This is a genomic window from Pseudoduganella rivuli, assembly GCF_009674485.1.
In the GTDB taxonomy this organism is placed as follows: Bacteria; Pseudomonadota; Gammaproteobacteria; order Burkholderiales; family Burkholderiaceae_D; genus Rugamonas; species Rugamonas rivuli_B.
Genome location: NZ_WKJJ01000004.1, coordinates 70,880 through 95,057, shown reverse-complemented (window position 1 = coordinate 95,057; position 24,178 = coordinate 70,880). Strand labels below are relative to the sequence as shown.

Below are 24,178 nucleotides of genomic sequence, written 5' to 3'. Positions count from 1 at the left end.
CTCAACAAGGAGATTAACATGGGCAAGAATATCTTGGTTATCGGCGGTACGGGCACGCTCGGCGCCATCCTGGTGCAGCAACTGGTGAACGCAGGCCATGCCGTGGCCATCGCCAGCCGCGGCCGCACCCCGGATGGCTTCGGCAGCGCTGTGCGCCGCGTCCGCGTCGACCGCCAGGACCGCGCCGCCATGCGCGCCGCCTTTGCCCATTCAGCCTTCGACGTGGTGATTGATTTGCTGAACCGCTCGCCGCTCGATGCGCAAATTGCGCTGGACGTCTTCAAGGGTAAAACGCCACGCTACGTGATGGCGTCGTCGCTTGCCGTGTACCGCGAGCTGATCGCCGGCCACACCGGCCCGTTTGACGAACAGGCGCTGGACCTGGCCCGCGAACCCGTCGATATGCAGCGCGACTGGCGCGATCCCGTCGACGCCCGTGAAAACTTCGGGCCGGGCCTGCGCCAGGCCGAAGCGGTGATCCACCAGGATGGCGCCCTGCCGGCGGTCTCCGTGCGGCTGGCCCACGTGCTAAGCGATACGGCATCGCCGCAGGACCCGCTGGCGTACTACGTGGGCCTGGTGCAAACGGACCAGGCGCTGTTGTACACCAATGGCAAAGCCACCACGTCGTTCATCGACCTGGCGGGCGCCGCGGCCTTCCTGCACTGGAGCGCGATGCAGGAATTCACGGGACCGGTCAACGCGGCCAGTGGCGGCCAGTTGTCGGCGCTGGGCTTGCAGCGCCGCGTCGGCGACGTGCTGGGCGTGACAGCGCGTGCGCTGCCGCTGTCCACGCAGGGCAACCTGAGTCCGTTCGACTTGCCGCACCCGCTGGTGCTCGATACCGGGCGCGCCGCGCAACTGGGCTACCGTTTCAACCGGCTCGACGGCTGGCTCGACATGCTGATCCACCAGTACCAGCCGGACCTGGTCAGCGCTCCGGGCAACGTGCCGGAACCGGAAGCCGCCGCGGAACAGGTGGCGGCACAGGTGCCAGTGGCGTTGCTCAGCGCTTGTACACCACGCCGTCCTTCATCACGAATGACACTTGTTGCAATACGCTGACGTCCTTTAACGGGTCGCCGCCGACCGCGATCAGGTCGGCGGCATAGCCTGCTTCCACGGAACCGAGGCGGCTGCCCTGGTCCAGCAGCGCCGCCGCGTTCAGCGTCGCGGCGCGGATCGCTTCCAGCGCCGGCATGCCCCCTTCCACCATGTACGCGAATTCCCTGGCATTGTCGCCATGGGGGAACACGCCCGCATCCGTGCCGAACGCGATTTTCACGCCCGCTTTATACGCCCTGGCAAAGGTGGACTGGATCAATGGTCCGATCGCCGCGGCTTTCGGGCGCACTTGCGGCGTGTAGTAATCCGCTTCCTTCGCCTTGTCCGCCACGTAGCGGCCCGCGCTGATGGTCGGCACGTAGTACGCGCCCGACTTCCTGAACAGCGCGATGGCTTCGTCATCCATGTAGGTGCCGTGTTCGATGGAATCGAGGCCCGCGCGCAGCGCGCGCTTGATGCCTTCCAGTCCGTGCGCGTGCACGGCGACACGGAAACCATAATCCTTCGCGGTGGCCGCGATGGCCTTCAGTTCCTCGTCCGTGAACTGGGAATTCTGGCCGCTGTTGGCCTGGCTCAGCACGCCGCCGGTGGCGGTGATCTTGATCAGGTCAGCGCCTTCCTTGTAACGGGCCCGCACCGCTTCGCGCGCCTCGTCCGGGCCGTTGATGATGCCGTCGTACGGCGTCGGGTGCCCTTTGGCCTTGCCCAGTTCGCGCGACAAGCCGTTCGAATGGTCGCCATGCCCGCCCGTGGTGGCGATCATGGTGCCGGCCGTGAACACGCGGGGACCGGGAATGTGGCCGGCCGCAATGGCGCGCTTGAGCGCAATGTTGACGCCATCGGACGCGCCCAGGTCGCGCACGGTGGTGAAACCGGCCTTCAAGGTGCGCTCTGCGAACGGCACCGAACGGTAGGCTTCATCGGCCACGTCCAGCGACAACGCGCCGCGCAGCGCATCGACCTGGCGCTGGGTTTCCGACGTCAGGTGCACGTGCATGTCGATCAGTCCCGGCAGGCAGGCTTGCGACGACAAGTCGATATCGCCCTTGCCCGCCCCCGTCGGCGCCACGGACTTGATGGTCCCGTTTTCCACGCTGACCGTGACTTTATCGCGCCACACGCCGGCTTTCACATCCAGCAGGCGGCCGCAATCGACCGTTTGTACAGCGGCATGGGCACTTCCCAACATCAACAACAAGCCCAGGGCGGACATCGCACGCATTGTTTCTCCTTTGCAAAGAAATAAAGAATAGCACGGGCGTATCCGGCCTAAAAGGGCGGCTTTGTAACGCAGTTTTTCCGCTCGGCGCGTAGTCTATAATGGCCGCTCTTTGCAAATACAGGTGTCTGACTTGAATTCCTCCTTGCTGAAACGTGCTTTGACCATCGGCGGCATCGCCGCCGGCGCCGGCGCCGCTTTGGTGGCCGGCTACATGCTGTTCGTGATTGCGCCGGATTTGCCTGCCATCGATGCCGTGTCCGATTACCGCCCCAAGATCCCGCTGCGCATCTATACGGCGGACAATGCGCTGATCGGCGAATTCGGCGAGGAGCACCGCAATTTCGTGCCGGTCAAGGACGTGCCGGACATGATGAAGAAAGCCATCCTGGCGATCGAAGACAAGCGCTTTTATGACCATGGCGGGATCGACTGGATCCGCGCATTGGGCGCCGTCAAGGCCGATTTGCGCCATATGAGCCTGCGCCAGGGCGGCTCCACCATCACCATGCAGGTGGCGAAGAACTTCTTCCTCAGCCGCGACAAGAAACCGGGCCGCAAGCTGGCCGAAGTGTTGCTGGCCTACCGCATCGAGGCGGCCCTGACCAAGGACCAGATCCTGGAACTGTACCTGAACCAGATTTACCTGGGCCAGCGCTCGTTCGGCTTCGCCAGCGCGTCGCAGGCCTATTTCAGCAAGCCGCTGAAGGAATTGTCGGTGGCCGAATTCGCCATGCTGGCCGGCTTGCCGCAAAACCCCGCGCGCAACAATCCGGCCGTCAATCCCAAGGCGGCCCGCAAGCGCCAGCACTTGATATTAAAAGCCATGCGCGAGCAGGACATCATCACGGAAAAACAGTACCAGGACGCGCTGAAGGAAGTGCTGCACGTGTCGACCAAGGGCCAGGAATTCGACACCCACGCGGAATACGTGGCCGAACTGGCGCGCCAGCAGGTGTATGCGCAATTCAAGGAAGAGTCGTACACGCGCGGCATCAGCGTGTATACGACCATCCTGAAAGCCGACCAGGACGCCGCCTATGAATCCGTGCGCCGCAACGTGCTGGCCTATGACCAGCGCCACGGCTACCGGGGCCCGGAAGCGTTCATCGATTTGCCGGATGACGAGGAAGACCGTGAAGACGCGATCGACCAGGTGCTGCAAAAGCGCCGCAGCAGCGACCGCCTGATCCCTGCCGTGGTGACGGCCGTGAACGCGAAATCCGTGCAGGCGGAAACCATCGATGGCGAAGACATCGAGATCACGGGCGATGGCCTGAAACTGGCCGCGCCGGCGCTGTCGGCCAGCGCCAAGCCGGAATTCAAGATCCGCCCGGGCGCCGTCATCCGTGTCATCAAATCCGAGGGAAAACCAGAGAAAACCCGCTGGGCCATTACCCAGGTGCCGCAGGTGGCCGCCGCGTTTGTCTCGATCGACGCCAACACGGGCGGCCTGCACGCAATGGTGGGCGGTTTCGACTTCAACCTGCAAAAGTTCAACCACGTGACGCAGGCGTGGCGCCAGCCCGGTTCGTCCATCAAGCCGTTCATTTATTCCGCGGCGCTGGAAAAAGGGTACTTCCCCGCCACCCTGATCAACGACAGCCCGCTGTCGCTCGATGGCGGCGACAGCGCGTGGAACCCGCAAAACGACGACGGCGTCTATGACGGCCCGATTTCCATGCGCACGTCGCTGGCCAAGTCGAAAAACGTCACCACGGTGCGCCTGCTGCGCGCCGTCTCCGTGCCGTACGCGCACAACTACCTGGAAAAATTCGGCTTCGACCTGGCCAAGCACCCGAAAAACCTGACCATGGCGCTCGGCACCGGCGCCGTCACGCCGCAGCAGATGGCGGGCGCCTATGCCGTCTTCGCCAACGGCGGCTACCAGGTGCAGCCATATTTGATCGCGAAGATCGTCGATGGCGACGGCAAGATCATTTCCGAGACCAAGCCGCCCGTGGTGGCGCAGGAAAGCAACCGCGTGCTGGACCCGCGCAACGTGTTCCTGGCCGACCAGATGATGCGCGAAGTGGTGCGCAGCGGCACCGGCGCACAGGCATACCAGCGCATCGGCCGGCTCGACCTGGCCGGTAAGACCGGCACCACCAGCGACGCCGTCGACGGCTGGTTCGCCGGGTATGGCGGCGGCGTGGTCGGCGTCGCGTGGATGGGCTATGACGATCCGAAATCGCTGGGCGGCCGCGAATTCGGCGCGACCCTGGCGCTGCCGATCTGGGTCGATTACATGAAAGTCGCTCTGCAAAAACGTCCGCCGCAAGAGTTGCCCGCGCCGCAAGGCCTGGCGCAGCGCGACGGCGAATGGCTGTACAGCGAATACCTGGAAGACCCGACCGTGCGCGCCATCGATCTCGACTTGCAAGCCGCGCCGGCCGGCGAGGCAGCAACGGCGGGCACGTCGCCGCCGCAGGGTGAAGTCAACCCGCCGCATCAATAAATCCACCGTTCCGCGCCGGATACAACGGTTGGCTTGCCTGGCGAGCCAACCGCATGGCGCGGCAAGCCAGCACGATCGTGCGGTTTTCTTGCGGTGCTACATTCGTTTCAGCCCTGCGCCAAGCCGGGCATACAACATCAACGAATGGAGACCGCATGAAAAACCGCTTCTGGAAGACCCTGGCGCTGTTCCTGATCGCCATCACCGCCCTGCCCGCCCCGTCGTGGGCTGCCGGCTACACGCAGACCAAATACCCGATCGTGCTGGTGCACGGCCTGTTCGGCTTCGACAGCCTGGGCCCGGTCGATTACTTCTACGGCATTGCCTCCGGCCTGCGCAGCGGCGGCGCCACCGTGTACGTGACGTCGGTCTCGGCCGCCAATAAAACCGAAGTGCGCGGCGAACAATTGCTGCTGCAAGTGAAGCAAATCCTGGCCGCCACCGGCGCCGCCAAGGTCAACCTGGTGGGCCACAGCCACGGCGGCCCGACCGCCCGCTATGTCGCCTCGGTGCGTCCCGACCTGGTGGCGTCCGTCACCAGCGTGGGCGGCGTCAACAAGGGCTCCAAGGTGGCCGACATCCTGATCGGCGCGGCGCCGGGCGTGTCGTACGAGATCGCCAACGCGCTGAGCGGTCTGATCAGCCTGATTTCCGGCAGCCCGACCTTGCCGCAAAGTTCGCGCGGCGCGGCCGAATCGCTGTCCACCGCCGGTTCGCTGGCGTTCAACGCGAAACACCCGCAAGGCGTGCCCACCACCGCGTGCGGCGAAGGCGCCTACCAGGTCAATGGCGTGCAGTACTTCTCGTGGAGCGGCGCGCGCGCCTACACCAACGTGTTCGATGCGCTCGATCCCTTCCTCGCCGTGACGTCGCTGGCTTTCGGCGGCGAGAAAAACGACGGCCTGGTGGCCAGCTGCTCCAGCCATCTGGGCCGCGTGATCCGCGACGACTATGCGCTGAACCACGCCGATGAAATCAACCAGCTGGTCGGCATCGGCAACCTGTTCGAGACGGACCCGGTGACGATTTACCGCCAGCAGGCCAACCGCCTGCAAGGTCTGGGCCTGTAAGGAGTGCGGCGCATGAACGCGAACCACAACGAACCCCGTGTGAACCGGGCCGCGGTGCTGGCCGGCATTATCGGCGCGGCCATGCTGGGCGGCTGGCTGTATGCGCCGTCCGATGCCGCGCCACCGGCGGCCCCGAACGCCACCGGTGAACGCTATTTCGCGTTCGTGCGCTCGATGGAAGGCACGGCGCCCGATGGCAACGTGAAACAGGATGCGGCCGATGCACTGGTGGTCGACGCGGAGCTGGGCCACCTGTTCGACTACTACCTGGCGGGCCTGGGCGAGACCAGCCTGGAATCCGTGCGGGCCGAGGCCGAACGGGAACTGGCGCGGCGCTTGCGCCCGGCCGCCGCCGCGCAGGCGCGCCGCCTGCTGGCCAGTTATATCGACTACAAGCGCGCGCTGGCCTCGGTGGAAAAAGCCCTGCGCCCCAGCGGCAACCTGGCAAAGGACGCGCGTGCGCGGCATGAAGGCATGCTGGCGCTGCGCCGTCAGTATTTCTCGCCGCAGGAAAGCGCCGGCCTGTTCGGCGACGCCGACGCCTACGCGCAAGACACCATCGCCCGCCTGGAAATCGACAGCGACTTGCGCCTGTCCGCCGCCGAGCGGGCGCGCAAGGTGGCAGAACTCGATGCACGCCTGCCGGACACGCTGCGCGAACAGCGCGATGCGCCGCTGCGCATCGTGCGCCTGGAAGAACAGGTGGCGCAACGCCGCGCCCAGGGCGCGGATGACAATGACATTTACCGCTTGCGCGCCGCCGCGCTGGACAGCAATGCCGCCGCCCGCATGGCTGATGTCGACCGCGAAGAAGCCGCATGGCAGCGCCGCATGCAATCGTACCTTGCAGAACGCAAGCAACTATTGGCGCACGCGGGCGGCGCCGACGCGGAACAATCGCTGCGCAATGCACATTTTTCGCCGGAAGAACAACGCCGATTGGGGGCCTACGAGTAAATTATTGCGCTATTGCCACACCAGACATGCACAGTAGTAGATAAGCAATATTGAGCAAACTCAACAGTGCTACAATTTTTGCAATCTCTCAAGTGGTACTGGTGTATTGGCAATGGCGATGTCCCGGCTCAGCGTAACAATTACCGCCCCGATCATTTTGATATCGGTGCTGGCGGTCGCGCTGACGGTTTTCCTCAACATCGGCAAGCTGGACCGCACGCTGACCGAACTGGAGGATTCGCGCCTGCGCTTTACCGTCAACGCGCTGCGCGACAACCTGGAAACCGGGCTGGACCTGGGCTTGCCCGTCAACGGCCTGGGCAACGCGCAAGCGGCCATTGATTTCGAAGCGGCGCAGGATGCCGGCATCGTCGCCATCATCGTGCGCGACCCGGCGGGCGTACCCGTCTACGCCACCGGCCGTACGCCGGACAAGCAGGATATCCGCGTCGCGTCGCCGCTGTCCAACGACCTGGGCGTGACGGCCGGATCCGTCGAACTGCATTATTCGCGCCGTGCGCACGACGCCTTCATGTCCGGCATCACGGGCCAGTTGCTGGAAGCCGCCGCCCTTGCCACGCTGTTGACGGGCGTGCTGGCCGCGCTGGGCATCCGCCTTTGGGTGCGCCGCATCCACCGCACGCTGGGCACGATCGAACAAGCGTTCGACCCGCGTGCGCCCGCCGTGGAAAAGCCCGACCGCCAGGCCGCCGAACTGGCCCTGGAAGTCAACCGCACCGCCGGCCAGGCCGGGCGCGACTTGCAGGAAGCGCGCGCCGCGCTGTCCGGCCCCGACGCCGCCGGAGCACGGTTATGAGCCAGACTTCCCATCGCACCGAGCGCCTGTACGGGCGCCCGGTGCGGCAATTGTTCGCGTTCGTGCTGGCGCTGCTGGTGGTGGTGCAAACCGCCCTGTCGCTGTACGCGTGGTCGCTGTCTGAACAAAGGCTGCTGCCGGAACTGGGGCGCAAGGCCCATACCACGGGCGTGGAACTGTCGGCGCAGATGGTGCGGGCGCTGGGTTACGGCATCCCGCTGCAGCGGCTGGAAGGCGTGCCCGAGTATTTTTCCGATGTGCTGAAAGATAACCGGGACCTGGCTTACCTGCGCGTGACGGACCGTTCCGGCACCGTCCTGTATGGCAGCACGACGGCCGACACCAGCGCGCCGGAACGCTTCCTCGACACGGCGCTGCCGCTGGTGTTGGACGGGAAAACCGTGGGGCATTTGCACGTGGGCGTCGACCAGCGCTACGTGGCGGCCCGCATCCGCGAACTGCGCTACGACATCGGCATCGTGCTGGTCACCAGCCTGCTGATCGCCTTTGAAATCCTGTGGTTCGTCGTCACGCTGAATTTCACGGCGCCGATGCGCCACATCGTCACCATGATGGCGCGCATCGCCGGCGGCGACTTCCGCCAGCGCCCGCCCCCGCCATCCGATGCGCCGATTGCCGCGCACTTGCACGGCCTGGCGGAAAACGCCAACCGCGAATACGACGCGCTGTTGCGCGATGCGGAAAGCCGGCGGCGCCAGGCGCCGCTGCAAGTGGCGCGGGCCGAACCGCTGTTGCGCCGGCTGAAGTCACTGTATACGTTCGGCGCCACCACCGAGGGCGACCTGGTGACGCACCGCATCGTGCTGGTGCGGGTACTGAGCTTCCTGTTCATGTTCGCGGAAATGCTGTCGCGGCCCTTCCTGCCCGTGTACGCGGCGTCGCTGCCGGCGCCGGGGCTGGACAGCGGCCTGCACGCGAGCCTGCCGATCACCGCTTTCCTGCTGGGCGTGGCGCTGACCATGCCGTTCGCGGGCGGCTGGTCGGACCGGCTGGGGCGGCGCAGCAGCTATATCGCCGGCGCCTTGACGGTGATGGCGGGACTGGCCGTGACGGGCCTGGTGCCGGATTACCTGGCGCTGGTGGTGGCGCGCGCCGTCACGGGCGCCGGCTATGCCGTGATGTTCATGGCGTGCCAGGGCTACGTGTTCGACCATACCGATTCCGGCAACCGCGCCAAGGGCATGGCGCTGTTCGTGGGCGCCATCATGGTGGCGGAAATCTGCGCGCCCGCCGTCGGCGGCATCCTGGCCGACCGGCTGGGTTACCGCCTGGTGTTCCTGCTGGGCGCCCTGGTGGCCCTGGGCGCGGCGCTGCTGGCGGCCGTGGTGCTGCGCGGCGCCCAGCGCCACGCGCTCGACGCGGAGCCTGCCACCGCCAGCGCACGTCCCACGGCCGCGCCGCCGCCCGGCGCCAGCCTGACCCTGCTGGGCCGGCTGGTGCGCAACCGCCGTTTCGTCGCGCTGTCCATCTTGTCCGGCATCCCCGCGAAATTCCTGTACTCGGGCTTTCTGATCTTCCTGGTGCCGGTGCTGCTGTCGTCGCTGGGCCATTCGAAATCGGAAATCGGCCGTTACACGATGCTGTACGGCTTTGCATCGCTGGCGCTGGCGCCGCTGTTCGCGCATGTCGCGGACCGCTATAACGCCTACGCGAGGCTGGTGGCCGCCGGCGGCATCCTGACGGGGCTGGGCATGCTGCCCGTGTATTTCGGCGCCAGCGGCGACATGGTCATGCTGGGCATCGGCGCGCTGGGCATCGGCCAGTCGATGAGCATTTCCGCGCAACTGGTGCTGGTGGCGCGCGTCACGCGCAACGAGGCGCGCGACGCGGGGACCGGGCCGATCGTCGGCATGTTCCGCCTGCTGGAGCGGCTAGGTGCGGCGGCCGGGCCGCTGGTGACCGGCATGCTGGTCGCCCGCAACGGCGCGCCGCAAGCCATGCTGACCCTTGGCGCGTTTGCGCTGATGTCATCGCTGGCGTTCGCACTGGTGTTCATGGCGGCCAACCGCGCCACGCCGGCAGGCCCCGAAGGAGCGGCGGCATGAAACGGCGTGCGTTCATTGAGACGGCGGCGCTTGCCGGGTGCATCGCACCCCGTGCGTGGGCCGTTACCCCGGCGCCGGCCAGGCCGTTCCGCATTTACATGATCCTGTTCCGCGGCGAGACCGCCGTGGAAAAAGGATTCCGCAACTACTTCGACGTCAACCGCATCCCGGTCGAACTGATCGTGCGCGACGTGGCGCTGGATGTGGCCAAGGTACCAGGCCTGGTGGCGGAAGCGCGCGCGCTGAAGGCCGACCTGATTTATACGTGGGGCACGCCTATCACGCTGGCGGTGGCCGGTAAGCAGGGGGACGTCGATCCAGCCAAACATGTGACGGACATTCCCATCGTCTTCACCATGGTGGCGTCGCCCGTCGGCTCCGGCCTCGTGAAATCGCTGGCCTCGTCCGGCCGCAACCTGACCGGCGCCTGTCACGTGGTGCCCGCCGTGCAGCAATTGAGCGCGGTGCGCGCCTACCGCCGCTTCGACCGGCTGGCCATCATCTATAACCCGGCCGAACCGAATTCCGTGCAAAACGTGAAGGAATTGCGCGCCGTGGCGGCGCAGGAACACTTCCAGCTGATCGAGCGTCCCGTTCCTCTCGATGCCAAAGGCCAGCCTGTGGCATCCGCCCTGCCCGGCATGGTGGAACAATTGCCTTCGGCGGGCGTGCAACTGCTGTACATCGGTCCCGACAGCTTCCTGGCGGCCAACCGCAAGGTGCTGACGGAAGCGGCGCTGGCGCACCGATTGCCCACTTTCTCCGCCACGGAAGTCGCTCTGCGCGATGGCAAAGCCCTGTTCGGGCTGGTGTCCGGCTATGAGAACGTGGGCCGGCTGACGGCGCACAAGGCCGCGCAAATCCTTGCCCAGGGCCGCCTTCCGGCATCGATCCCGGTGGAAACGCTGGCGCGCTTTTCCTACCTGGTCAACATGTCGGTGGCCGCCGAACTGGATCTCTATCCGCCATTAAAAGTCATCAATTACGCGGAGCTCCTCAAATGAACTGCTGTGAAGACGACGTGGTATTCACGTGGCGCATGATGCGCGCCGACGAGGCGCAGGCGATCCATGCGCTGCACACCCAGGTGGCCGCGCTGACGCCGGCCGGCATGGTGCGGCCCGACCGCCTCGACCATTTCGAGCGGCATGTGGCGCAATGCGGCCGCATCCTGGGCTGCTTTGCCGACGGCGACCTGGTCGCCTACGGCGTCCTGGGGCTGGACTCCCCCACGGTCGACCATCTGGCGGATTTGCTGGGCCTCGGCGCGGCAGACCGCGCCCGCCTGTGCGTGCTGGACGGCGCCGCGTCGCTGCCGGAATGGCGCGGACGCCGCCTGCATTGCGCCGGCATCGAGGAGCGCATGGCGCTGGGGCGGGAACTGGGGCGCACCCTGGTGTCGGCCACGGTGGCGCCGGAAAACATGCGCAGCCTGCGCGGCCTGCTGAAAGAAGGATTTGTGGTGCGGCGCTATGCCATCGTCTATGGGGGCCTGGCGCGGCTGGTGGTGCAGCGCGACTTGCTGCTGCCGCCGGCGCCGCCAGCGCCAGCCAGGATCCAGGTCGCGGCCAGTGACCATATCGGCCACCAGCGCGCGCTGGAAGAAGGACTGCAGGGAATGCACTGCTGGCAGGATGCCGCGCAGCAGTGGTTTATCGATTACACGTGATCGGTCAGCCGTACGGGTTATAGCCGAAGCCATTGGCGATCAGCGTGGCCACCGCATCATGATTTTCCTTGCCCTCGCTGAAGTAAGCCAGCGCCTGTTCGCGCGCCAGTCCATCGCGCAGCGCCCCATTCCAGTACGCCGCGCCAGCGGCATCCGGCGCGCGATGCAGCACGTTGCTGTACAACATGTCGACAAACGCCGCGTCGGTCGGATTGGCGCCATACCGCTGCTGGAATTCCGCGCTGGCGACAAACGAGCGCGCCACATCCGTCAGCGCCATCCCCTTGTCCATCTGCGCGATCCAGTAACCGACACCGCTCGGATCCGGTGTACGGTTGAACGCGGCCTGGTACAGGCGGTACGCCTGGCCGGCGATGCCATCCACGTCCAGCGCGATGCCGCCACCGCCTTCAAACAGCAAGCGTTCCACGCCATCGAGTTTTACAGGCGTTGCCGGTGCGTCATAGCGGGACAGGATCGTGAATTGCCCGGCGCCGGCCGCGGTGATGGTGAAGTGATAATACTCGCGGTTGCCATATACCAGCGTATCCGTGCCGGCGCCGCCATGCACTTCCGTGGCATTGGCTCCCACCTTCAGGTAATCGTTGCCCGCGGTTCCTGTTTCCAGAAGCGGCGACGTGGTAAACGTGAACGATGTCGTGCCGCTGTACGGATTGCCCGCCACATCGGTGATACTGCCCGGCTTCAATTCCACCGTGTAGGTGGCGCCAGGTTCCAGGTGCCTGGACGGGTTGAGTATCAGCTGGTTGCCGGCGACCAGCGGCCCGTCGTACTTCCCGGTGACACTGTCGACGCTGACGGCGCCATGCGGTCCCGTCAGCGAAACGCCGCCGCTGGCCTTGATGCGCTCGTCGAACGTCAGCACCACCGTGCCATACAAGTCGACAGGGACATTCGGACTCAGTGACGTGCCGGCCAGCGCAGGGCCTTTCCTGTCATTGGTGATGTCCGTGACCTGCAACACGTAGCTGCCCTCGGCGGCGGTATCGCCATCCACGCCCACGTAATAATTGCCGTCCTGTTCCGGCTTGAACGTCGTCAGCGGTTCGGAATATGGCGCGTAAGTATAGGCCCGCACGCTGTCGGTATAACCCCGCTCGTTCGTCAGGCTCAGCGTGGCCGACGACGCAACAAGCGTGCCGTTGCCACTCACGGCGCCCAACAATTCGACCACGTAGGAATGGTCCTTTTGCACCGCCACCTTGTACCAGTCGCCGTCATATTTGGATTCCAGCACGCTGGACACCGCCTGCCCGGATGGCAAAACGGCAGTGGTGTTCGTGTTCGCGGCAATGCTGTCGCCCGCGACCGGCCGCAGGCGCAGCCCATATTCGCCGGAGTTGCTCCCGTCGCCATTCACCGTGAAATAATAGTCGCCGCTGGCCTGCGGTTCGAACACCTTTACCGATGGAGTGAAGCGTTTAAATTCCCGCATCATGCCGGATGCGGCAAGATCGCTTTCGACCGACACCGACAAACCGGCATTCCACTCCATTCCCTTGCCGGCAGTCAGCTCCACCACGTAGGCCGTTCCCGCAGTCGCGACGAAGTGGAACATGTCCTTGTCCTGCGCCAGCTCCAGCTTGCCGCCGGCCGCGACATTCGCGGCCAGCGTCCCCGCAGTGGAACGGGTCACGCCATAGTCGTCGCGCTCGCCGATTTGCGCCGTCACCACATAGGGCGCCGGATAATCCGACAGGGTCCTGACGGTGCTGACATAGTATGTGCCCGACGTCTGCGGCACGTAGGGAATGCGCGGCATCACGCTGGACGACAGCCCGGTCGGCATGGCTGCCAGCGTCTGGCCCAGGCCGTCGACCAGGGCGATGTCCGGGCCGGGATATTTCGTGAACGCCGTGGTGTTGGTGGACTCGCTGCCAAACCAGTACGTCACGCCGGCAACCAGATCCACGGCAAACCAGTCGACGTCGGCCCGGCTTTCCAGCGTGCCCCTGGCGCTTCCGCCGACAGACAGGCTGCCTGGCTTGCTGGTATTGGCGGCATAATCGTCTTGCGCAGCCACGGCTTTGAACGTGTAGGCAAGTCCGGCGCCCTTGACTTGCGCGAAATAGGTACCCGATACGGTGGGGGTGACGACAAACTTTGACAGCGCGGTAAAGTAGTCGCCACCGGCAATTTGATTGCCGCCGCCATCCAGCAGGTTCAGCACGGCTTTCTGCCCCGCCGGACTGGCGCCATCCTGCACGGCCGCCGCCTCCAGTTCATAGGTGACGCCGGCCTGCAATTGAACACCGAAAACATCGGTATCCTGCAAGCCCTGCAGCGTCCCCTGCATCGCCTGGCCGGGCGCGGCGGTAGTGGCATGGGCGGCGTCGTCGCCGTGATCGTCCACCACGCCGCCATCGGCTTGTACGGAATAAGAAAGCTCCGCCGTCGCTTGCGTCTGTGCCGTCGAATTGACCGTGATGAAATAGTCGCCGCTGTTGACCGCCTTGAAACTGTAGGCGTACTGGCCGTCCGAACGCTGGTAGCCGGATGCCACGTAGGCGCCGTCACCATTGCTGACGCTGCCCTGGGCATAGCCCAAATCGCCAGAGATACCGGCAATCTTGACCGTGTATATTTTGCCGGCCTCCACAGCCATGCGGAACGCGTCCCGGTCGCCGGCGTAGTCAAGCTTGCCGGAAACCGCCGCGCTGCCGGGCGCAAACCTGCCGGTGGTACTGGCATTGGCGGAAAAATCGTCGGCCAATGCAGTCATCTGCAAGCTGTAGCTGCCTTTTCCGTTGCCCAGCACGGCAACGTAATAGTCGCCGGACATGCTCGGCTCAAATGGGAAATTCGACGTGACCAGCTTGCCCGACGCGTCATATACAGCCATTCCCGCCGCGTACACCGCGTCGGCGGCAGGCCCTTTCGGCGTGCTGAATTGCAGGTGCTGTCCCGCTTCCGCATGGAAGCGATACCAGTCGCTGTCGCCCCCGTATTCGAATACGCCTTCCAGCCTGGTTCCCAGCGACAGCAGCGGCGCACCGGCCGGCTGCGACGGTACCGCATCCGGTTCCATCTGCTCCATCGTCACGCCGTAATTGCCGACACCACCGGAAGCGCTGACATCGAGGTAATATGTTCCACCGGCAACCGGCGTGTATTGCACGTACGCCCAGGAATATTTTCCAGCCGTGACAGTTTCGGCCAGAACGGCGCCATCGGCGTCGCGCAACGTCAGCTTCGGGAACACCTGCCACTGGCTATAGCCTTGCAATGCCACCGGATTGAGTTTGAAGCGGTACGGTACGCCGGCAACCAGGTCCAACTTGAACCAATCGTGGTCATCCCAGTCCAATTCACCGCCTTGCAGCGTGCCGGCGATCAGGGCGCCCGTCGTGGTGGAATTAGCGGCAAAGTCATCATTCGGGGTGGTAACAGGCATGGGACATGAAAAGAAATAAAACCAAAACCCGCAATCTTATCATTTCCTCAAATGCAACAATCTCACCAAAACTCACACCCGCTCATCACCCCTCATCGCGCTGGTGTCCCAGCTTGCCCCGCTGCCGCTCCCGTTCGCGCTGGCGCAACACGTCGATCATCACGTTGAACGTGCGCGCCAGGCGGCCGATTTCATCGGTGCTGGTGACCTGGATATTGGCGCGGTCGAAGTCACCGTCCTTCAGCGCATTGGCCGCTTCCGTCAGGCGCACCACGGGGCGCGTGATGCTGCGGGCGAACATGGCGGCCAGGATCAGGAACACCAGCCCGACCAGCGCCACGCTGTACAGCACGTGGCTGAACAGGCGCTTCAACGGTTCCTCGAAGCGCGTGCGCGATTCCGTCACGCCCACCACCCAGTTGTGGCCCTGCACCGGCGCGTAGCCGGCGTGTTCGTCGACGCCGGACAGCGTCGAGTGATAGCTGATATTGCCGGTCTTTTTCGCCCCGATCAGCACCTGCGCCAGGTCCGGCATGTCCACGCTTTCGATGCGGTGGCGGCGGAATCGCTGGTCCGCGACGATTTTCTGCAACGTGGCCTTCGGCAGCGGCGCCAGGCTGCGATAGAGCTGGTTCTGGTCCGGATGGTGGACGATGATGCCGTCGCCATCGATCATGAACGGCACGCGCGTACTGCCGGCGCTGACGTCGGTCAGGATCGAGGAAATCGTCGCGCCCTTGATGCGCAACACCACCACGCCGATCACCTTGCCCAGGTCGTCGAACACCGGATTGGCGTAATACACGCCCGGCTTGCCGGCCGTGGAACCGATGATCACCCCCGTCATGAAAGGCTGCCCCTTCATGGCTTCCTGGAAGTACTGCCGGAACTTGAAATTCACGCCCGCCACGCCCGGTTCGCTCGATACCAGCGCCGTCCCTTCCTTATCCATCAGGAACATCAGGTGCGCATCGGGATTGGTCTTGATCAGGTTGGCCAGCTTGTCGCTGACAACGGCCTTTTTCGCTTCCGTCGGCGCCCGCAGGTAATCGATGAAATCGCGGTCCGTGGCCAGGTAATTGGCCAGGTAGCGGCTGTCGGAAATCAGCTGCGAAATCCGTCCCGCCGTGGCTTGCGCCAGGCTTTCCAGGTTGCGCAATTCGCTGGAGGAGACCGCCGACACGCTGCCGTTCAAGTTGTAATACGCGGTGATCGTCATCGGCAGCAGCGCCGCCAGCACCATCGCGATCGTCATCTTGACCGCCAGCGGCCACGACGCGGGACGCCAAAGCGCCTTGCCCAGCCGGCGCACGCCCTGCTTGACCTTGCGCTTGCCTTCCTGCTCGCTGGCGCGCAGGGCTTCCTGCAAGCCCAGCGATCCGGCGTGCGACGCGAACAGCCGCTGCGAAAATTCCGCGATGCTTTGCGGCCGCTCTTCCGGCCGCACTGCCAGCGCCCAGTCCACGGCGCCCAGGAATTCATCGCTGTAGCGGCCCTTGCCCGCCGTCAGCGCCGGCACGTACTCCGCCATGCCATTGTCGCGTTCCGGCGCGGGCGCCGGCTTGGCGCCCGTGATCATCCAGTACAGCGTGGCGCCCAGCGCGTAAATATCGGTCCACGGCCCTTGCGCGCCGCCCTGGTATTGTTCCAGCGGCGCATAGCCCGGCGTCACGACGTCGGCCATGGCTTGCATGCCGCCCACCGTCTGGCGCGCCGCGCCGAAATCCAGCAGCACCCAGCTGCCGTCTTCCTTGCGCACGTAAATATTGTCCGGCTTGATGTCGCGGTGCAGGAAGCCCGCGTCATGGATCAGCGACAGGCCATCCATCAGCGGCTGGACCAGCGACAGCAATTGCTGCTCCGGCATGTTCTTGTGGCCGTCCCACCACTGTTTCAGCGCCTCGCCCCGTTCATATTCCAGCACCATGTATGCGGTGCGGTGCGCTTCGAAAAAGCGCGCCACGCGCACGATGTTCGAATGACGGAACGTGGCCAGGGTGCGCGCTTCGACCAGGAAGCATTCCAGGCCGTTCATGTAGAAGTCGTTATCTTCCGGCCAGCGGGGCGACACGGATTTGTCGCTGGCGCGGGTGGCGAATTCCGCCGGCAGGTATTCCTTGATCGCGACCTTGACGTTCAGGTTGATGTCGGTGGCCAGGTACGTGATGCCGAATCCGCCCTGCCCCAGCACCGCGTCGATGCGGTATTCAAACAGTTCGAAGCCGGGCGCCAGCGCCAGCGGGCTGGGCGTGCCGGGCTGGAACGAGCGGTTGTGGATGGCCGGCAGCGGCGGCACCGCCATCCGGCCCGGCAACGCGCCGGGCATCGGCTGCGGGCGGCTGTGGCCCGTCAACGGGCCGGATGGCTGCGTATACGACGTTGCTTCGCGGTGAACGGGCTGGCTTAGTGGCTGGGTCAGCGCCTGCGTCGGCTGCTCCTGCGGTTCTGGCGCGCGCGGCGCCGCGCCATCCGGGCGGTAATGGGGAACGGGAATCGTCGCATCGTCGTCAACAGGACGCACATGGTGGCGCGGCACGGTGATGTCAGCCTGGCCGTCGCGCGCCGCCAACTGGTCCGTCGCGGCGCGCGCCGTCATTTCCTGCACGTCGCGCATGCGCCGCTCGACCGCCACCACGGCTTCCAGCGCGGCCACGCGGCGCGCCAGGATGGCGGCGCGGGCCTCGGCCGCCGCATTGCGCCCGGCCATGTCACCCGATTCGCCCGCACCCTGCGCTTCCGCAGCGCCGTCCGTGCCAGTCTGTTGTTGCTTCTCTTCCATGCAGCCAGTTCTCCCATTGCGTCACTGCGCATGCTAGCATGCGGTTCTGGGCTTTGTGATATTTTCAATGACAGGAGACACCTTGGGCAACTGGAAGCAATTATCCCCGTCGACGCTGCACTACCTTGACATGGGCGTCGCCTATGGCCTGACGGATGTGGGCACGGTACGCGACGCCAACCAGGATAATTTCTTCATTGCGCCCGACATGGGTCTTGTCGTCGTCGCCGACGGCATGGGCGGTCACGAAGCGGGCGAAATCGCCAGCGCCGACGCCATCACGCTGCTGCACAGCTTTATCCAGGCGGCGCAATCGGAAGCGCCGCCGGCACCGTCGGACGCCACCGTCCCCGCATTCCATGCCAGCGCCTTCGATCCCGTCCAGGCCGACCCGGACGCCACGTGGACCGACGCCACCATGCGCGCCATGATCACCTTGCACGACGCGGTGGAATTCGCCAACGACCGCATGTACCAGACCAACCGCGCCAACAACCAGGCCGATGGCGCCGGCATGGGCACGACCTTGACCGGCATGTGGCAGGTGGCGCCGCACGGCCCCGTGTTTATTTTCCACGTGGGCGACAGCCGCCTGTATTGTTTCCGCCACGGCCGCCTGACCCAGCTGACGCGCGACCAGACCTTGTACCAGCAGGCGCTGGAAGCGGGCATGCGCGAACCGCTGCCGGCCCGTAACCTGCTGCTGCAGGCGCTGGGCCCGGCGCCGGGCGTCAAACCGGATTTGCAGACGCAGGCCATGGCGCCCGGCGACGTGTATTTGCTGTGCAGCGACGGCTTGTATGGCAATTCCACGCCGGAATCCATCGCCAACATCCTGTCGCTCGCCAGCAGGGACAATTTGCCGCAATGCTGCGCCGAACTGGTGGCAATGGCAAAACGGGACGGCAGCCGGGATAACATCACGGCCGTGCTGGTGCGCTGCAACGATTGAATATCGCCGGGGCTCAGCCCCAGCCCGCTTCTTTCCAGTTCCCCGCCAACATCGCCCCAAAGGCGGCTGGCGCCGGCAAGCCCCGGCACATCAGCATGCCCGGCTCGACGTGGGCGGAGCCGTCGGTCCACCACACACTCTGGCCCCGCAGCGCGGCCGCCGCGATATGCGGCGCCATGGCGGCCGCGCCATCCACATTGTCCAGCGGCAGGCGGGCGCCGGCCGGCCCCGATATCCCCGCCAGCGGCGCATCGCTGAGCGGCGCCATCGCCTGCAATTGCTGGTCGAAGCTGTCGATGGCGAAATGGTGTTCCAGCGACGACAGCGCCAGCGCCTCCAGCTGCGCAAACCACGCGCCGCCATTGGCGACCCAGTCCAGCACGGCCGCCCCGCCGGGTGCGCCGGCGGCCAACGTCAGCGGGAAATGCCGCCCGACGCGGTCGACACTGGGCATCAGCACGCCGGCCCACGCATTGCTGTCGCAGACGCCGGGCGCCAGCGCGAAACGCCAGATCGGGCTGGTCAGGTAGGTATCGAGCCAGCGCGGGCCCAGCACGCCACGGCTGGCCTGCATTGAAGCCTGCAGCCAGCCATCCCATACCGCCAGCATGCCTTGCGGCAGGCGGCGCGACACGAAGTCGCCATGGCTGGGGAATTTGCCGAAAAAGCCCGGCGCCAGTTCCGGTTCTTCCATTACAGCGACTCCAGGCAGCGGAACTGGTCCAGACCGTCGCGGCGGAACGGATTGTTGACGCTGGACGCCGTCAATTCGTACACCATGCGGCGGCCATCGAGGTCGAACGTCAAACGGTAGCGTTCCCCCTGCGCGGTTCCTTCCAGCATGCCCTTGTCCAGCATGCGGAACCACGCCCACGGCCCTTCCGTGCGCAACTCGGCCGGCGTGGCGGGCGACACGTCGAAGCGCACCACGCTGGCGCCCTTGCCGCCCGGGACTTGCACGGGCGAAGCCAGCAACGGCGCCTTGGGCGCATACACCACCTGCTGGCCTTCGATATCGAGCACCACTTTGGTCAGCGCGGGATCGGCCGCCACCGGCTTCAGGTCGAAGCGCACGGAAGCCTGCTTGCCACCGCTGCCGAAGAATTTATCGCGCACCAGCGCGGCGCGCTGGAATTCGTTGAGGGTTTCCTGGCTCATGCCCAGCGCCACGTTGTTGACGGTGCGCCAGCGCCATTGCGCACCGCTGGTGTCGACGTAATTGGCCAGGTGCTTCTGGAAAAATTCGTCGGCCAGGCCGCCGGGCCCGAAGAAACGGCCGAAATCGTCCGGCGTGGATTCCAGCGCGGCCTTGCGCACCAGCGGATAGCGGCCGGCAATGGCGGCGCGGCAGAACAGCGCCGGCCCCGTCTTCCACAACGCGTCGAGGCGGTCGCGCTCCGTGCCCAGGGTCAGGCCGGCGCCGGCCGTATCGACGGCGCGCACCAGGTTGGCCAGCGGCACCGGCAAGCCGTCCGCTTCCCGTTTCAGGCGCGCCAGCGCATCGGACGGCGGCGCCGGCTGGCCCGCCGCGCGGGCCGCATTGGCGGCATCCAGGTAGAGCGCGACGTCCTTCAATTTCAGCAGCAAGCCGTCCAGCCCCGACGGTCCCGTGGCCGGCGCGCCGGGGCTGCCGCCGCCCGCTTCCACCATACGGTGCAGCGGCGCGAAATGCAGGTCGACCGGGTTCGATGGCGGCGCTTCGGCCGGCAGCACTTCTTCCGTGCCCGACCCCAGCGCGGATTCCAGCCGCTTGCGGGCCGCGTCGCCCAGTTGCTTGACCTTGCCGGCCGCCGCGTCAACGGCGGAAATGCCGGTCTTCACCTTGTCGAGGCGGGTCTGCTTCGCCGCGGCCTGCAGGAACTTGCGCAATGGCGAATCCTGGCTTGCCACGCTGTTCAAAATGCGGGCGGCCTGGTCCAGCGTGGTGAACGGCACCAGGGTAACGTCGGCCAGCAGCGCGTCCCACTGGCGGATGTATTCCTCGTAATACATTTGCTGCACGGAGGCTTTCACTTGCGCGGCATCGGACGGTCCCGTCACGGCTTCGCGCTTGTCCAGCACCCAATTATCCTTGACGACGTCCGCGATGGCCGCGTCGATGCGGTCATTGAACGCCTGGAAACCCGCCAGGGTGAAGGCGCCCGGGATGCCGCGCGTCAGCGGCTGGCCGCTCTGGCGCGTCAGCACCACGGCAGCGTCGCGCCCCGCGCTGGCCGCGACGTCGAAATCGGCCAGCCCGGAACGTGTCAGGTCGCGCCGCAGGCGGGTGTAGACCCGTTCCCCCATCGGCATGGACGCCAGCGCCAGCCGCACTTTCGACACCAGCGCCACGTCCAGCTGCGGCGGCGGGCCGCCGTCGTACGACGGGTCCAGCATGGCGGCCACGTGGCCGGACAAGTCGCGCCGCTGCCCCTCGTCGGCGTCGGGCAGGTTGCGCGCCCAGTCGTAATCGAGCCAGGCCCGCACCGCTTCCGGGTCCAGGTGGCTGCGGTCGCCCAGCATCAGGTACACGCGCAGCAATTCATACAGGTATTCGGCATTGTTGGCTGTACCGCGCCGCAGCTGGGTTTCCATCTGGTCCAGGATGCGCGGCATCAGCGCTTCGCGCAGCACACGCTGGTAGGCGCCGATGGCGCCTTCGCCCAGCTTGCCGCCCTGGTACAGGCCCAGCCCCATCGACCATGGCACGTCCGCATCGCGCTCGATCCAGCCGGCCGGGATGTCGCGCAAGCTATTCAGCAGCGGCAGCGCCGCCAGCGGCGACGGGTCTTTCGGCAAGGCGCGCGCCAGCCTGTCCGCTTCGCGCGTGCGCGCCGCCACGTCATCGACGTAGATGCGGTTGCCCGCATAGCTGCCCACCAGCGCGCCCGTCACCACTACCACCACCACGGCCGTCGCCACCATCGCGCCCCATTGCAGCAGGCGGCGGTTGCGTTCCAGCTTCAGGTTGGCGCCCGCCAGTTCTTTTTCCTGGAAGATCACTTCACGCAACAGGCGCGTGATGAAGTAACTGCGCCCGCCAAACGCGTTGGCCGGCAGCACGCGGCGGTCCAGACCGAAACTGGCGGCCAGCGTGGCCATCACGCGGTCGATCGGACTGCCTTCCTGCGTGCCGCTGGTGAAATACACACCCCGTACCAGCGCCGGCTGTTCATACGTGGTCGATTCGAACACGTCGGTGATGAACGTTTCCAGCAAATCGCCGATGGCGGCAAATTGCTGGGGGAAGTTGTACATCAGCGCGCGGCGCTGGATATCGCGTTCCTGCTGCATGCGGTCGAACAGCCGCGCTTCCAGTTGCGCGTGCAGCGCGTCGAATTCGGCCGGGAACGCTTTCAGCACGGCGTCCGGCTGTTCCATCGTCCCCAGCGGGAACGTCACGCCCCACACCTGCGTGCGTTCGTCGCGGCCCAGGTTGTCGAAGAATTCGACGAAACCGGCCAGCAAGTCACACTTGGTGACGATCACGTACACGGGGAAACGGATGCCCAGCTGTTCGTGCAATTCCTGGATGCGGCCCCGGATCGCCAGCGCCTGCGCGCGGCGCGCCGCTTCGCCCTGCTGCAACAGGTCCGCCACCGACAGCGCCACGATGACGCCGTTGATGGGCCGGCGCGAGCGGTGCTTGCGCAGCAATTGCAGGAAGCCGGCCCATGCCGCCTTGTCCACTTCCGAATAACTGTCTTGCGTGGTGTAGCGGCCGGCCGTATCGATCAGCACTGCTTCGTCGGTAAACCACCAGTCGCAATTGCGGGTGCCGCCCACGCCGCCGATGGCGCCCTTGCCGTGCGTCTCGGCCAGCGGGAATTTCAGGCCGGAGTGCACCAGCGCCGTGGTCTTGCCGCTGCCCGGCGCGCCGACGAACATGTACCACGGCAGCTGGTACAGATTGCCCGAACCCCACAGGCCGCCCTTGCCGGCCTTGCGCAGCACGGCCAGCGCGTCGTGCAGGCGCTTGGCCAGCAACGCCACTTCGGCGGCCGATTCGCGTTGGCCGGGCACGGGCGCGGGCTGCTCGGGACCGGCCACGCTTTTCACGAGGCGGCGCTCCTTCAGGCGCACGGCCACCATCTTCCAGCCGAACCACAGGGCCCAGGCGGCAAACAGCAGGCCGATGATCCACCAGCGCACCGTGCTGGAGGCGAACGGTTCGGCGCCGTCGAAGGCCAGCAGCGGCGCTTCGAACCAGACGATCAGCGACAGCAGGAACACGCCGATGAACGCCAGCACGGGCGGTTTGAACAGCCAGGTAAAGAAACGCTTGATCATTTGGACGCCGGACCGGGTGCGGGAGTTAAGACAATGATGACCACGCGCCGGTTGCGCGCGCGGTTGGCCGGACTGTCATTCGGCACCAGCGGCTCCGTCTCGCCCCGCCCTTCGACGCTGTAGCGCGATGGCGGTCCCGCCTGACGCTCCAGCATGCGCACCACCTGGGCGGCGCGGCCTTTCGACAGGGCCCAATTGGACGGATAGCGGGCCGACGTGCTCGGCACGTCATCCGTGTGGCCGATCACGATGACCTTGCCCGGCACGGGACGCAGCGCTTCGCCGATGCGGTTCAGCAGCCCTTCGTAGGCGGTTTCCACCTCGGCGCTGCCGGAACGGAACACGCCGTCGCCATGCAGCACGATGGTGGAGCGATCCGGCGTTTCCGTCACGCTGACCAGGCCCCGTTCGATTTCCGGCGCCAGGAATTTCGCCACCCGCACGGGCGGATTGGCGACCGGCGCCGGCAAGTCAGGATTGGGCGCCACCAGCCGGATGCGCTGCAGCGCCGCATAGACGGGGTCGGACTGGCGGTTCAGCAAAAAGGAAAAGCCCAGGTGAATGGCCAGCAGCACGATGCCCGCCACGGCGGCGATCACCCACAGCGGCACCAGCCGCAGCAAGCCCGGGCGCTTTTCATTGGTACCGCGCCAGCGCAGCGACAGCGCGGGCTCGGTCTGCCCCCGCTCCTTCTGGATCAGTTGCTGCAAGCGTTCGCGCAGCAAATCCAGCTGGCCACGGCCGCCGTCCAACACACGGTAGCGTCCCTCCAGTCCCAGCGCCAGGCAGATGTACATCAGCTCCAGCACATGCAGGTTGACGGACGGTTGCTGGCACAGGCGCTGCAGGATGACAAAGAATTTTTCGCCGCCGAAGGCTTCATTGTGGAAGGCCACCAGCAACGAGCGGCTGGCCCACGCGCCACTGCCGCCCCAGGGCGTGCTGGAAATCGTTTCGTCAAGGAAGGTGCACAGCGAATAGCGGGCCACGGCAATGGCTTCCTGCGCACAACCGGCCGCCTTCGCGTCGGTTTCGAATTTCTTGATGGCGGACACCAGCTGGCTGCGTAAGCCTTCGATGTTCGGATGCGTGGCCATCACGCGCAGCGGCACCACCAGGTCCAGCAGCGGATTGGCGGCGCCCACCAGCGGATTGACGCCATTCATGTGGGCGCGCGGGCCGGCCGCCAGCGGCGCCAGCACGGCGTCGTAATTGGCTGCCGCGACACCATCCTGTCCCGCAGGGGCGGCATAGGGCGCGGGCTTGGCGGCCGGTGTTGCAGCGAATGGCGCTCCGCCGGCGCCTTCCCCTGCCATGGCAGCCGGTGCGGAATCGCCTTGCGGGCCGGCGCCCCATGCCGGCGCCGGCGCGGCATTGCCCGGAACGCCGGGCACGGCGCCCGGCGCGGCGCGGCGCCCGCCGCCGGGACGGGGCACGAGGAT

15 protein-coding genes are annotated in these 24,178 nt (G+C 65.9%); 9 read left to right on the top strand and 6 right to left on the bottom strand.

Features of this window, described 5'->3' with window-relative positions:
- Positions 1-18 precede the first annotated feature (18 nt).
- A complete protein-coding gene (locus GJ700_RS07405) occupies positions 19-1,065 on the top strand; it encodes an NAD-dependent epimerase/dehydratase family protein (protein WP_154372179.1) in 1,047 nt (348 codons plus the stop codon).
- Here GJ700_RS07405 and GJ700_RS07400 read toward each other — a convergent pair.
- Complete coding sequence (locus tag GJ700_RS07400; protein WP_154372176.1) at positions 1,007-2,287, bottom strand: metal-dependent hydrolase family protein; 1,281 nt, start codon at positions 2,285-2,287, stop codon at positions 1,007-1,009. The genes GJ700_RS07405 and GJ700_RS07400 overlap by 59 nt on opposite strands.
- Positions 2,288-2,429: 142 nt before the next feature.
- Here GJ700_RS07400 and GJ700_RS07395 point away from each other — a divergent pair, with 142 nt between their 5' ends.
- The 7 genes from GJ700_RS07395 to GJ700_RS07365 all read left to right on the top strand — a co-directional run bounded on the left by GJ700_RS07395 (position 2,430) and on the right by GJ700_RS07365 (position 11,321).
- Positions 2,430-4,742 carry a penicillin-binding protein 1A gene (locus tag GJ700_RS07395; RefSeq protein WP_229506862.1) on the top strand — a complete coding sequence of 771 codons (2,313 nt, stop codon included), beginning with the start codon at positions 2,430-2,432 and terminating at the stop codon, positions 4,740-4,742.
- 155 nt (positions 4,743-4,897) lie between these two features.
- Positions 4,898-5,812, top strand: a complete 915-nt coding sequence (locus tag GJ700_RS07390) for a lipase family alpha/beta hydrolase (protein WP_154372174.1) — start codon at positions 4,898-4,900, stop codon at positions 5,810-5,812.
- 12 nt (positions 5,813-5,824) lie between these two features.
- Positions 5,825-6,769, top strand: coding sequence for a lipase secretion chaperone (locus tag GJ700_RS07385; protein ID WP_154372172.1), 945 nt, complete (start codon positions 5,825-5,827; stop codon positions 6,767-6,769).
- 118 nt (positions 6,770-6,887) lie between these two features.
- Complete coding sequence (locus GJ700_RS07380; protein ID WP_154372170.1) at positions 6,888-7,586, top strand: hypothetical protein; 699 nt, start codon at positions 6,888-6,890, stop codon at positions 7,584-7,586.
- Positions 7,583-9,652, top strand: a complete 2,070-nt coding sequence (locus GJ700_RS07375; protein WP_154372167.1) for an MFS transporter — start codon at positions 7,583-7,585, stop codon at positions 9,650-9,652. Before GJ700_RS07380 ends, GJ700_RS07375 begins: the two co-directional genes overlap by 4 nt.
- Positions 9,649-10,656: an ABC transporter substrate-binding protein gene (locus GJ700_RS07370; protein ID WP_154372165.1), complete on the top strand. Its 1,008-nt coding sequence runs from the start codon at positions 9,649-9,651 to the stop codon at positions 10,654-10,656. Before GJ700_RS07375 ends, GJ700_RS07370 begins: the two co-directional genes overlap by 4 nt.
- Entirely contained in the window at positions 10,653-11,321 is a 669-nt protein-coding gene (locus GJ700_RS07365) for a hypothetical protein (RefSeq protein ID WP_154372163.1), read from the top strand. Before GJ700_RS07370 ends, GJ700_RS07365 begins: the two co-directional genes overlap by 4 nt.
- Before the next feature lie 4 nt (positions 11,322-11,325).
- Here the strand turns inward: GJ700_RS07365 and GJ700_RS07360 are convergent, their stop codons facing one another.
- Positions 11,326-14,736 (bottom strand): DUF4214 domain-containing protein, encoded by a 3,411-nt coding sequence (locus GJ700_RS07360; RefSeq protein WP_154372161.1) that lies wholly within the window; start codon positions 14,734-14,736, stop codon positions 11,326-11,328.
- Between the two features lie 85 nt (positions 14,737-14,821).
- Complete coding sequence (locus tag GJ700_RS07355) at positions 14,822-17,515, bottom strand: protein kinase domain-containing protein (protein ID WP_154372158.1); 2,694 nt, start codon at positions 17,513-17,515, stop codon at positions 14,822-14,824.
- Positions 17,516-17,597: 82 nt separating this feature from the next.
- Between GJ700_RS07355 and GJ700_RS07350 the strand changes: the two genes are divergently transcribed.
- Positions 17,598-18,467 (top strand): PP2C family protein-serine/threonine phosphatase, encoded by an 870-nt coding sequence (locus tag GJ700_RS07350; RefSeq protein ID WP_229506861.1) that lies wholly within the window; start codon positions 17,598-17,600, stop codon positions 18,465-18,467.
- A gap of 13 nt (positions 18,468-18,480) precedes the next feature.
- Here the strand turns inward: GJ700_RS07350 and tagF are convergent, their stop codons facing one another.
- From tagF to icmH, 3 genes are read right to left on the bottom strand one after another with little or no spacing between them, the layout of a single operon-like run.
- Positions 18,481-19,161, bottom strand: a complete 681-nt coding sequence (gene tagF / locus GJ700_RS07345) for a type VI secretion system-associated protein TagF (protein WP_154372156.1) — start codon at positions 19,159-19,161, stop codon at positions 18,481-18,483.
- Complete coding sequence (gene tssM, locus GJ700_RS07340) at positions 19,161-22,736, bottom strand: type VI secretion system membrane subunit TssM (protein ID WP_154372154.1); 3,576 nt, start codon at positions 22,734-22,736, stop codon at positions 19,161-19,163. Before tssM ends, tagF begins: the two co-directional genes overlap by 1 nt.
- Positions 22,733-24,052, bottom strand: coding sequence for a type IVB secretion system protein IcmH/DotU (icmH, locus tag GJ700_RS07335; protein ID WP_371867886.1), 1,320 nt, complete (start codon positions 24,050-24,052; stop codon positions 22,733-22,735). The genes tssM and icmH overlap by 4 nt, the downstream gene beginning before the upstream one ends.
- Positions 24,053-24,178 lie beyond the last annotated feature (126 nt).